This window comes from Andreprevotia lacus DSM 23236, from assembly GCF_900176275.1.
In the GTDB taxonomy this organism is placed as follows: domain Bacteria; phylum Pseudomonadota; class Gammaproteobacteria; order Burkholderiales; family Chitinibacteraceae; genus Andreprevotia; species Andreprevotia lacus.
This window is the reverse complement of sequence record NZ_FWXD01000056.1, coordinates 1-11,699: the sequence shown is the minus strand read 5'-3', so window position 1 is coordinate 11,699 and position 11,699 is coordinate 1. Positions and strand designations below refer to the sequence as shown.

11 protein-coding genes are annotated in these 11,699 nt (G+C 61.1%); all 11 read left to right on the top strand.

Going from position 1 to position 11,699, the window contains the following annotated elements:
- A partial coding sequence (locus B9A19_RS21445) for a DUF2345 domain-containing protein (RefSeq protein ID WP_139799047.1) occupies window positions 1-1,461 on the top strand: 1,461 nt, incomplete at its 5' end.
- Between the two features lie 10 nt (window positions 1,462-1,471).
- A complete protein-coding gene (locus tag B9A19_RS21440) occupies window positions 1,472-2,377 on the top strand; it encodes a DUF4123 domain-containing protein (RefSeq protein ID WP_084093191.1) in 906 nt (301 codons plus the stop codon).
- Complete coding sequence (locus B9A19_RS21435) at window positions 2,374-3,012, top strand: DUF3304 domain-containing protein (protein ID WP_084093190.1); 639 nt, start codon at window positions 2,374-2,376, stop codon at window positions 3,010-3,012. The genes B9A19_RS21440 and B9A19_RS21435 overlap by 4 nt, the downstream gene beginning before the upstream one ends.
- A complete protein-coding gene (locus B9A19_RS21430) occupies window positions 3,009-3,647 on the top strand; it encodes a DUF3304 domain-containing protein (RefSeq protein ID WP_084093189.1) in 639 nt (212 codons plus the stop codon). Before B9A19_RS21435 ends, B9A19_RS21430 begins: the two co-directional genes overlap by 4 nt.
- Window positions 3,644-4,285, top strand: coding sequence for a DUF3304 domain-containing protein (locus B9A19_RS21425; RefSeq protein ID WP_084093188.1), 642 nt, complete (start codon window positions 3,644-3,646; stop codon window positions 4,283-4,285). The genes B9A19_RS21430 and B9A19_RS21425 overlap by 4 nt, the downstream gene beginning before the upstream one ends.
- A complete protein-coding gene (locus B9A19_RS21420) occupies window positions 4,282-4,923 on the top strand; it encodes a DUF3304 domain-containing protein (protein WP_084093187.1) in 642 nt (213 codons plus the stop codon). The genes B9A19_RS21425 and B9A19_RS21420 overlap by 4 nt, the downstream gene beginning before the upstream one ends.
- Window positions 4,920-7,712, top strand: coding sequence for a T6SS phospholipase effector Tle1-like catalytic domain-containing protein (locus B9A19_RS21415; protein ID WP_084093186.1), 2,793 nt, complete (start codon window positions 4,920-4,922; stop codon window positions 7,710-7,712). Before B9A19_RS21420 ends, B9A19_RS21415 begins: the two co-directional genes overlap by 4 nt.
- A 38-nt stretch (window positions 7,713-7,750) precedes the next feature.
- Window positions 7,751-8,692 carry a DUF4123 domain-containing protein gene (locus B9A19_RS21410; RefSeq protein WP_084093185.1) on the top strand — a complete coding sequence of 314 codons (942 nt, stop codon included), beginning with the start codon at window positions 7,751-7,753 and terminating at the stop codon, window positions 8,690-8,692.
- A gap of 5 nt (window positions 8,693-8,697) precedes the next feature.
- On the top strand, window positions 8,698-10,719 hold the full coding sequence (locus B9A19_RS21405; RefSeq protein ID WP_084093184.1) for a phospholipase effector Tle1 domain-containing protein: 2,022 nt from the start codon (window positions 8,698-8,700) through the stop codon (window positions 10,717-10,719).
- Window positions 10,716-11,036 carry an H-NS histone family protein gene (locus tag B9A19_RS21400; RefSeq protein ID WP_084093183.1) on the top strand — a complete coding sequence of 107 codons (321 nt, stop codon included), beginning with the start codon at window positions 10,716-10,718 and terminating at the stop codon, window positions 11,034-11,036. The genes B9A19_RS21405 and B9A19_RS21400 overlap by 4 nt, the downstream gene beginning before the upstream one ends.
- 17 nt (window positions 11,037-11,053) lie before the next feature.
- A complete protein-coding gene (locus B9A19_RS21395) occupies window positions 11,054-11,623 on the top strand; it encodes a hypothetical protein (protein ID WP_084093182.1) in 570 nt (189 codons plus the stop codon).
- Window positions 11,624-11,699 lie beyond the last annotated feature (76 nt).

The window sequence follows — 11,699 nt, the reverse complement described above, 5'->3', positions numbered from 1 at the left end:
AGCGAATACCTCATTCTCAGCACCGACTTCGAAATGGCCGAAGTCAGCCAGGAATCGCAAGCCGGTGGTGAAGGGCAAGACTTCAAGGTCGAAGTCCGCTTCGAAGCCTATCCCACCCAGGGCACACCGTACTTCCGCCCGCTGCTCACGCAAAGCAAACCGCACATCTACGGCCCGCACAGCGCCCGTGTGGTCGGCCCGGCCGGCGTGCCCATCTTCACCGACAGCTATGGCCGGGTGAAGGTGCAATTCCACTGGGACCGCTACGGCAAGCGCGACGCCAACAGCAGCTGCTGGGTGCGTGTGGCCAGCCCGTTCAGCGGCAACCAGATGGGCATGATGAATCTGCCGCGCATCGGCCAGGAAGTGCTGATCGAATTCATCGGTGGCGATCCCGACCTGCCGGTGTGTACTGCGCAAGTGCACAACCAGTTCAACATGCCCGCCTGGCGCTTGCCGGAACAACTGGCGCTATCGGGCTTCCGCTCGCGCGAATTGCTGCCCAGCGACGGCAACAGTGCTGGCAGCCGCAGCAACCACCTGATCCTCGACGACACCAACGGCCAGATCCAGACCCAGCTCAAGAGCGATCATGATCACAGCCAGCTCTCGCTCGGGCATATCACCCGGGTGGAGGATGTGCTGGGCCGCAAGGATTTCCGTGGTCAGGGTTTCGAGCTGCGCACTGACGGTCACGGCGCCATCCGCTCGGAAAAGGGCTTGCTGATCACCACCCAGGCGCGAGAGCAGGCCGCCAACCACATCACCGACATGGCGGAAACCACCGACCGGCTGGACGAAGCGCAAGACCTCCACGAGACCTATGCCAAGGTGGCGCAAATCTGCAAGGCGCAGATCGTCGATGACGACCAGAAAGCCATTGCCGGGCTGATCAAGAAACAGAACAAGCAAATCAAGGGCGATGGCCCGCTGAAGGAGTTCACCACGCCACACATGGTGCTCTCCAGCCCGGTGGGTATTGCCACCACCACGCCGCTCACCACGCACATCAGCAGTGGCGAAGACATTGCCCTCACCAGCCACAAAAACCTGTCCTTCGTGTCCGGCAAGAACTGGTTTGCCAGCGTGGCCGAGCGCATCAGCCTGTTTGTGCACAAGGCCGGCATGAAGCTGTTTGCCAGCGAAGGCAAGATCGAAATCCAGGCCCAGCACAGCAATGTGGAAATCCTGGCGCAAAAGGTGATCGAGCTGCTGAGTGACGAAGACTGGGTCAGGATCACCGGCAAGAAAGGTGTGATGATCACCGGTGGCGGCAGCTACATCAAACTGACTGCCGACGGCATCGAGCACGGCACCCAGGGCAACTGGACCGCCTACGCTGCCGATCACGCCATGCCCGGCCCGCGCAGCGCCCCCATGCCGCATTTCGAGGCCAAGAAAGTCTGTGTGGAATGCCTGATGAAAGCGGCCAAAAAGGGCAGTGCCCTGGTGACCTTCTAAGGCAAGCCCGATGACCACCACCTACATTGCCGTGACGCATGATCTGCGTGACGAAGACGGCCAGCGGCTGGCATTCGACTACCTGCTGCTGGATGGCGCACAGCACCCGGAAACGCTGCACGCCTACCTGCAAGGGTGCACCGGTCTGGCCTGGCAAAGCGTATTCGACAAAACCGAGGCCGAAGAAACCGGCGCTGCCGGCCTGTTCCTGGCCCGGCTGCCTGCCGGCGGCCATCCGGCCAGCGCTATTTTCGAACTGCTGGACCGCAGCGAACCCTGCCTGATCAAACTGCGCAGCCCGCTGGATTTGCCCGAGCTGGCGCAACATCTGCGCGCCTACCTCTACGCCGACCTGGGTGACAACATCAGCGCACTGGTGCGCTATTTCGACCCGCGCAACCTCGGCGCCGCGCTGCAAACCTGGCATGCCCCCACCGCCCGCTGCTTTCTTGCCCCGCTGCTGCAGCTGCAATACCGCGGCCACCACGAAGAATGGCAAACCCAGCCCGGCCTGAACCTGCCACAGCCCGAGTTTGCGCTGCCCGGCGAGATCGCCTTTGATCAGGCGCAAATCGACCAGCTGCTGGCCCACTGCGAGCCCGATCACCTGTTGGGCATATTGTGCGAGAACGGCCAGATCGCCACCGGCACCCCCTACCTGCCCAGATACCGCAACTTTTTGCCGCGCTACCAGCGCGCGCAAGGCTGGGGCCTGAGCGACGCGACCGAAATCCTGCAGTACTGCGTGTTCAGCTACCGCTATGGTTTCAGCTTTGACGCCACGCCGGCCATTGCCGAGCAACTGATCACGCTGCACCGGCAGCAAGGCAATATCGACGGCTTTGCCGACCGGATACCGTGCGAGGTGTGGGAGCAGCTTGATGCCGCACTGACCAATGCTGCGGAGGCCTCATGAAAAAGCGCCACATTGCATACTGCGCGTTACTGATGGTGGTAGTGCTGGGTGCATGCGACCGGAAGCCCAAGCGGGTTGGCGTGCCGACACACACCTTGAACTGGACTGGTAGCGATGTAGCAAGAGTGATGATTGGCCCAATTGACGGAGGAGAGCCAGGGTCGAGTCCCAATGAGCGTCCGCTGGGGCATAACGAAGTCCCGCCGATCGGATTTCAGGCGGAGAGTTGTTGTGCAGATCTGCCATTTGAGTGGCATCCCAATCTGCAAACGACCGTGCGCTGGTCACGCGATAGCATGCCTTTTAACGAACAGGATCGAACTGGCTATGAATGGCTAACGGCCACAGTAAAGATCCCGCCGTGGCAGCGTGGCGGTGGGGACCTGATGGTCGTGATCCTGCCGGACGACAAGATCAAGGTGATCGTCGCCGAACCGGGGATCAACTGGGATGTACTGAAGGTGCGGCCGCCTGAGAATGATCCCTACGTGGCAAAAGGCACGGTGATGCTGGATTTAACGCGCAGCATCATGAGCCATGAGACCTGGGCGGCTTACAAACGCAAGCACAACTTGCCAGCAGACATTGATGCACGGCTGGATAAGGCAGCGAGCGCCCCAGCGGAGGCCCCATGAAAAACCGCCACATGGCCTGTTGCGCGTTGCTGCTGGCAGCACTGTTGGGCGCATGCGACCAGAAACCCAAACGGGTTGGGGTGCCTACGCATACCTTGAATTGGACTGATATCGACGTTGGGAGGGTATTGGTTGGCTCCATCGATGGAGGGGAGTCGGGATGGACACCGAATGCCCCGCCTGTGCATTCCAGCCAGACTCCCCCTATCGGATTTGGTAGTGAAGCCTGCTGCGCCGATGTGCCGCTCGAATGGCATCCGGGCTTACAAACGACTGTGCGATGGCTGCGCGATACTTTGCCGTCGAATGAGCAGGATAGGACTGGTGCCGAATGGCTCACTGCGACAGTGAACATCCCACCTTGGAAAAATGGTGGCGGAGACCTGATGGTAGTGATCTTGCCGGATGACAAGATCAAGGTGGTGGTCGCCGAGCCGGGGATCAATTGGGATGCACTGAAGGTACGGCCTGCTGCAAATGATCCCTACGTAGTGAAGGGCACAGTGATGCTGGATTTGACGCGCAGCAGAATGAGCCAAGAAACGTGGAGTGCCTACAAGCGCAAACACAACTTACCGGCAGACATAGACGAACGGCTGGATAAGGCCGCGAGCGCCGCAGCGGAGGCTTCGTGAAAAACCGCCACATTGTGTGCTGCGCGTTGCTGCTGGCGGCACTGCTGGGCGCATGCGACCGAAAGCCCAAACGGGTTGGGGTACCTACGCATACCTTGAATTGGACTGAAAACTATGTCGCGCGGGTATTGATTGGCTCAATCGACGGCGGAGAGCCTGGCTGGAGCCCCAACGAGCGTGCACTGGGTCGCGATGAAATTCCACCAATTGGATTTCAGCGAGAGAGTTGTTGCGCCGATGTGCCCCTTGAGTGGCATCCCGGCTTGCAAACAACCGTACGATGGCTGCGCGAAACCTTTTCGTCGGATGAGCGGGACAGGACGGGGGGTGAATGGTTAACGGCCACGGTGAAGATTCCGCCGTGGCAACGTGGTGGCGGAGACTTGATGGTCGTGATTCTGCCGGACGATAAGGTCAAAGTGGTGGTAGCGGAGCCGGGCATAGACTGGGATGCGCTCAAGGTACTTCCTCCGGCGAATGACCCCTACGTGGGAAAGGGTACGGTGATGCTGGATTTGACGCGTGATGAATTAACACGCCTGAAAAGCTGGGATGCCTACAAGCGCAAACACAACCTGCCGGCAGATATAGACGAACGGCTGGATAAGGCCGCGAGCGCCGCAGCGGAGGCCTCATGAAAAACCGCCACATGGCCTGTTGCGCGTTGCTGCTGGCAGCACTGTTGGGCGCATGCGACCAGAAACCCAAACGGGTTGGGGTGCCTACACATACCCTGAACTGGACTGATAACGATGTTGCCAGGGTGATGATAGGTCCGATTGATGGGGGGCAACCCAGCTCTGCTCCCAACGAAGGTCCGGTCATGCCCGGTGTTATTCCACCCGTTGGATTTCAGGTGGAAAGTTGTTGTGCGGATATACCTTTGGAATGGCACCCGGGCCTACAGACCACCGTACGTTGGTTGCGCGACAACATGGCTTTCGATAAGCGCGACAGGTCTGGGGTTGAATGGTTGACGGCCACAGTGCAGATATCCCCGTGGAAAAAAAGCGGGGGGGATCTGATGGTGGTGATCCTGCCGGATGACAAGATCAAAGTGGTCGTCGCCGAACCGGGCATTGATTGGGATTCACTGAAGGTGCGGCCTGCTACAAACGACCCCTATGTGGTGAAGGGAACGGTGATATTAGATTTAACGCGAGATGAATTGTGGCGCGTGCAAAGCTGGGAGACCTACAAGCGCAAGCACAATTTGCCGGCAGATATTGATGCACGACTTGATCAGGCCGCCAGCGCAGTGAAGGAGGCCCAATGAGCATGGGATCGGGGTTTCGCTGGCCACCGGCGATGAAAAGTGGGGGCCGTCTGGATGAAGGCAATGCGGCGTGGTTGATCGGCAAGCCCAAGGTGTCGTGCCCGATTCCTTTGTCGGAGCAAGGTATTTGCCCACGCATCATCCACATCAATCTGTTTTTTGACGGTACCAATAACAACAAGAAAGCCGATACCGCGGGGGGATCGGATACCAATGTGGCACGCTTGTTTGATGTAAGCCGCGACGGTGACGGTACCCATTTCAGCTATTACATTCCCGGTTTGGGCACGCCATTTCCCGAACTGGCCGAAGCGGAATTCTCGACCAGTGGCAAGTCGTTTGCTGTCGGGTTTGGTGCGCGTGCCTTGTGGGGCTACTCGCGCGTGCTGCGTGCTTTGCAGGTGGCGCTCAAAGCCACAATGACGGCGAAAGACGAGAATGCCGTAGGTGCTTGTTGCAATACCTTGGCTTGGGGGCCGGTTCTGCAAGCGGCCAAATCGTCTGCGTATTCACCACTTCTGCTAAAAGAGGCCGCTTGGGCTGCGCAGCAGGGATCGGCAGGAGCCGCCATCGCATTCGCGCAGCAGGAATTTGCGATTCGGCAACAGCAAGCCGATCTTAAACAGCGCAAAAGCCGTGAGGCAATCGGCAAGGTTTACATCAACGTATTCGGTTTTTCACGCGGCTCTGCCGAGGCACGCGTGTTCGTGTCCAGATTGCTGAAGAAATGGGCGCCCGATGGCTTGCTGGTCAAGAGCATTCCATACAAGGTCAACTTCGTGGGCTTGTTCGATACGGTGGCCTCGGTGGGCGGTGTGGAGTCGATACGCGGTGGCGTGATCAATCTGAGCTGGTTTGATGGCCACTGGGGCTGGTGTGCCGATGGCGCGCTGGATGTACCCACAGCGGTAACCCGCTGCGTGCACATGATTGCCGGTCACGAGCAGCGCATGAGTTTCCCAGTCGACAGTATCCGCGAGGGCACAGCCTACAAAGGCAACAAGCTGGAGCTGGTCTACCCTGGTGTACATTCGGACATTGGTGGCGGGTATCCGCACGGGGATCAGGGCAAGTCGATCACGGCGCAAGACGAGCTGATGCATACCCATAAGCTTGGGCAAATCACCTTGCACGACATGTATATAGAGGCGCTGGAGGCTGGCGTTCCACTCCATATCAAGTCCCCTACGATGGAAGACGATAAACGATTTGAGCTAAAAAGTTACATGGAGGATGCATTTGCTATCTCCGGCGACGTCATTAGCGCCTTCAACGGCTGGATCGGCAAGGCCCCTGCAGCGGGCAATGTCGAAAAAGCGATGGAGCATTGTTTTGGCGACATGCTGGCCTGGCGTGCGCTGCGGGCCATGCCTGGCACAGCCGACTACATCACCGCGCAGCGTTTTTTCAAGGCCGCACAGGAAGACAAATACACCCCCCGGCAGCTCACCCTGCAGACCGAGCGCGATGAACAAAAGCTGAAAGACTTGCGCTCGCAGCGCAATCTGCTGCTGTCGGCGCGTGCCCAATACCCGTGGGGGGGCGAATACGCCAAGCTGATCGACAAGCAGATTGCCGATGTCGATGCACAGATCAAGAAACTGGAATTGCGCGACAAAACCCCGCTTGAGCGCACCGCTGGCAAGGATGCGCACACCAGTCGACCCGGTGAAGGGGCTGATGAGCTGGCCGTGAATGACCGCAGCGACATGCTGCAGGCCGCTGAGGAAATGCGCTTGCTGATGGGGTATCTATTCCCTACCGAAGCAGAAAAGAAATGGGGCGTGCGCCGGATCCGTACGGAGGTTTATGTGGTTGGCTTGACCACCGGCGAGCGTTCGCTGATGGGCATGCTGACACCCGAGCTGCGCAAGGAGACGGTGGAGGAGCTTTGCGTCGTTCACCAATTGCCAACAGGTGCATACTGGCTGCCTACGCAAACCGGTGTGTTTTCCGACGATATCGACGATAGCTCTCGCGTACTCTGGCTACGGCAGTCTGCGCCGCTGCTTGCGGCACTGCGTTACGACCCGAGTTATGACGTGCTGGTACCGCCCATACCGCCCGTGGTCGGCTTTCTGAAGCAACATACCAACGCCGCCGCGCGTGCAGCGCTGTCAGCAGAAAGCAAACGCTTGTATGACGACTTTGTGCACGACAGCCGTGCCTGGTTCCGCGTGCCGAACTTTCATGAATATGCCCCAGGGGGCTTTGGTTGGCCGCGTGTCATCTATCAGGGCCAGGACAACCGCATGCCCTTTCTTGGCGTGAGCGATTACCAACTGGGCTATATCGAGGGCAAATATCGTGAAGCGAAAAAGGCTATCGCATCGGGGGTGAACTTCGTAGAGCGGAAGGTAGAGTACAGCTACGAATACGCCGGCAAGAAAACGACCGAGGCCGGCCAGGCCATACGCCGTGCCACCGTTTACACCGCAGACAAGGTGAAGGAAGGCGCCAGCTGGACGGCGGACCAGGCAAAACAAGGGGCCAACTGGACGGTAGATCAGGCCAAGCGCGGTGCAAACTGGACCGTGGATCAGGCCAAACAGGGCATGCAAAAAGCGGAAGACGGGGCCAAAGCTGCTGGTGATGCCATCAAGACACAAGGCAAGCGCGCGCTGGAGATTCTGGGCCAGCCGGGCACGCTGGGGCCGATTGTCGATCCGATGGCAGCCCCCTATCTGCTGATGGTGATGCCGCCCGAAACGCTGCAAGCCCCTGGCGCCGCGCCGCCCAAGCAAAAGAAACCGGCCGCTGCATCGCAGCAGCCCATCATGAAGCATTGACCCTTTGATACACCGCGCATGCGTGGCGCTGCATACACATGACTGATTTCATCGACGTTCATCACGGCTATCGTGACGAAGCCAACCAGCGCTGGGCCTTTGACTACCTGTTGCTGGATGGCGCTCAGCATCCTGATCTGATCGAGCCTTATTTACAGACAGGCGATGAGCTGTGCTGGTGCCCGGTGCTGGAGACCGGGCTGGCCGAGCAGCTGGGCGGTGCTGGCTTGTTCCTGCTGGCACTGGATGACGATACGCCGTCGGCCCAAGCACTGCTCGAGTTGCTCGATGAAATGGCCCCCTGCGCGGTGCGCCTGAAAAGCCCGCTGGAGATCGAAGCGCTGGCAACGCATCTGCGCGCCTATCTGTTTGCCGAGAACGAGCAGGGCGAGCGGGTGATGATGCGCTATTTCGACCCCCGTTTGCTGGTGCCGGTGTTGTCGGTGTGGGAGCGCAAGTGGGTGGACCTGTTCTTGCAGCCATTGGCGCAGATGCAATTTCGCGGCCATCAGGCCGAGTGGCAGACGCTGCGTGGCTTCAACAGCCAGGAAACGCGCTTTGCGCTACCCGGGCCACTGGTGCTGGATGCCGAACGCGCTGCCAGGCTGGCGGCCCTGGGCGAGGCCGATGCCCTGCTGGACGAATTGGTGGACACGGGCGTGGTGGCCAGCAGCGAGACCTATCTGGCGCGCTATCAGGACTTTTTGCCGCGCCTGCAGCGCGCCCGGAGCTGGGGGCTGAGCCGGCGGGAAGACCTGCTGCATTTCTGCACCTACAGCTATCAGCATGGCGCGGCGTTTGATGAACAAGCGGATATCGCCGCGTTGTTGCAGCAGCTGCAGCGCAGCCAGGGCCATATCGCCGGCTTTCATTTGCTGGTGGCTGAAGTACTGCGCCAGCGGCCGATGCAGCAGCAGACGCCACCGACTGTGCTGCCGACCGTAGCACCCGAGCTCAGCGCCCGACCACTAGCAGGATAGACCCGATGAAAACCGGATTTGCCTGGCCAGATGCCCGGCCGGAAGCAGGGCGCCTGGCAGAGGCCACCCATGCCGCGCAGGAAGGCAGCAGAGCGCTCACATTTGCCACCGCCCCGATGGCCGGGCAGGTGCTGCAGATCAACCTCTTTTTTGATGGCGCCGATTCGGGGCGTGCGCAGGATAGCAACGTCCGCCGCTTGTTTACCCTGTGCACGCCTGCCAGCCCGGAGGTGTACGCACACCATGTGCCAGCATTAGGGGCTGCCACACCCGCCCTGCACGAGGCCGGCGGTGAAACCGATCCAGACCGGCTGGCGCAGGGATTCAACGCTCGCGTGTGGTGGGGCTATGTGCAGCTGCTGCAATCGCTGCACCAGCGCTTGACCGGGCAGGTGTTGCTGGACGACGCCACACTGGGCCAACTCTGCCTGGCGCTGGGCGATACCACAGCCCAACCCGCCCGGCTGGATGCCGGAGCACAAGCCGCGCCCGGATCGCGCGCGGCAGCGCTGGATCAGCTTTGCAAGCTGGGGGAGCGGGTGGCCGAGCGGCATGCCGATCAACTGCAGGCGGGCGGTGTGCCGCCCGTATTGTGGGTGTGGATCAATCTGTTCGGCTTCTCGCGCGGTGCGGCAGCCGTGCGCGTGTTGGTAAACCGGCTGGCGCAATGCTGGGCGGTGGATGAACGCCTGGCGGGCGTATTCCGCTATGGCATCAATTTTGTCGGGCTGTTTGATGGCGTCTCTGCCTTGGGCGGCTGGCGTGAGGTGCGCGGTCTGGTGGTGCCCGAGCAGCACGATGGCCACTGGCCCGGTTGCGCCGGGGCGCTGGTGATGCCTGGTGCGGTGCGGCGTTGCGTGCACATGGTGGCCGCGCACGAGCAGCGCATGAGCATGCCGCTGGACAGTATTGCCCAATCGGGCGAGTACGAGGGGCAGGTGCTTGAGCTGGCTTACCCCGGCGTGCATGACGATCTGGGCGGCGGCTATCAAGCGGGCGAGCAGGGCAAGGCCCCTGGCGGCGCCAGCGACAGCCTGGGGCGGATTGCCTTGCAGGATATGTATCTCGAGGCGCTGCGTGCCGGCGTCGCGCTGCAGCTGCCGCATCAATTTGACGATGCCGCCCGGGCCGGGATGGCTTGCAGCGAGTCCCTCATCGGTCGCTTCAATGCCTGGCGCAAAACCTTGCCGCTGGCGCATACCCTGGCCGATGCGTTGCAGTTCTGCTTTGGCGACCTGCTGACCTGGCGGGCAGTGCGCAGCATGCCGGATACCCCAGCCTATTTTGCTGCACAGCCGTTTTACCGGCGTGCTACTCAAGCCTTGCCCTTGCCGCAGGCCGGCAAGGCAGCGGCGGCTGAGGACGAACGGCAACAGCGCAAATCGCAGGCCTTGCAGCGCATGCAGCAGAGTTTGCCCGGCCTGCCAGAGACAGCCCGGCAGTTGCTGCTTGCCGAACTTGCCACGCTGCCAGCGCCAGCTGCAAGCCGTATTGCCGCAGGGCCGGAAGATGTTGCGGTGCTTGGTGAGGGTGCCGATGCATTTCGCCTGCTGATGGCGCTGCACCATCCGCACGAACAAGCTTTGTGGCAGGCCGCACAAGCAACAGATGGCAAGCTGCAGGTGCTGCATCGGCATCGCAACGGAGCCATCGTGGCTGCCGGCAGCCATCCGGCGTGGTTTGCCCATGCCGAACCGACGATCACCGATGACATCTTGCTGTCGCCACTGCCGGTGTTGCATGCGTTCCTGGCTGATCACACCGGCGCCATCGCGCGCAGCAGGCTGCACCCGGCCAGCATCGCGCTCTATGACAACGATGTGCATGACAGCCAGGCTGCCGCGCTGGCCGCTTGCCCGCGTGAATATGCGCTGGGCGGCTATGCATGGCCACGTGTTGTGTACTGGGCCGATGCAGGCCGCATGCCGTTTCTGGGGGCAGCAGCGGTGCAGCAGGCACTGGCGGCAAATCAACAGGCCCTGCTGGGGCAACATGAGCAGATGCTGCAAAAAGGAAGCGCACGATGAAACTGTCCGGATTGACCCTGGCTGCGTTGCGCCAGCTGCAGGAAGACATCCAGGTCGCCATTGCCGCGCGCCGCCAGGCGGGCTGCCAGGCCCTGCTGGGCGAACTCAACGCGCTGGCCGCTGAAAAGGGCTTCTCGCTGCGCGAACTGCTGGGCGAGCCCGAGAAACCGGCCGCCCCGGCGGTCAAGCCCAAGGGCGTTGCCCGCTATCGCAACCCGCAAAATGGCAGCCAGACCTGGACCGGCCACGGCCGCAAGCCGCAGTGGGTCATCGATTTCCTCGCTGCAGGCGGCCAGCTGGATCAGCTTGGAATTTGAATTGTGGTATTGCCAGCATGAATGCACCCCATACGCTGACCAAAGCGGCGCTGTTTCACGATCTGCACACCGGCCAGTTGCTGCGCCAGCGGGCGCTGCTGCGGCTGGCTGCACATGCCAGAGAAGATTTGCTGCTGGCGGCCCAGCTTGCCCTGCAGGCGGCCGGCAACTGGCGTAGCGATGTCACCATACCGATCCAGCCGCGCGGTTTGGGGCGGCAACGCAGCCCGCTGAAGTTGATTCGCGAGCAGATCACGCCCACGGTGTGGTTTGCAGACGGGCAGTACCGCATGTCGGCGCTGGAAACCCTGTACTTTTTTGCCGACAGCTATGAACGCGTGCAGTACTTGCACCCGCTGCTGCCCGCCTTTGGCAGCAATGCCATGTTGCGCGACTGGCTGGGTGCGCTTTCGTCCCGTCCGTTCATGCCCGAAACCATCGCGGTGATTTTGGCCCGCACCGCCCCGATGGCACGCCATACCTCTGCGCTGCTGGCCATGGAAATGGACCGGGAAGCCTGGGTGCAAGGATTGCGGCTTGTTCCCCCCGCACTGGCAGAACAGCTGATGCGACGGTTTGACCACTGATCCGGGCGGTGCCGCCCAAACCCTGATGCGGTAATCCGCCATCGCCCGCGTAGCCAATGGCGGGTAGAATGGCTAG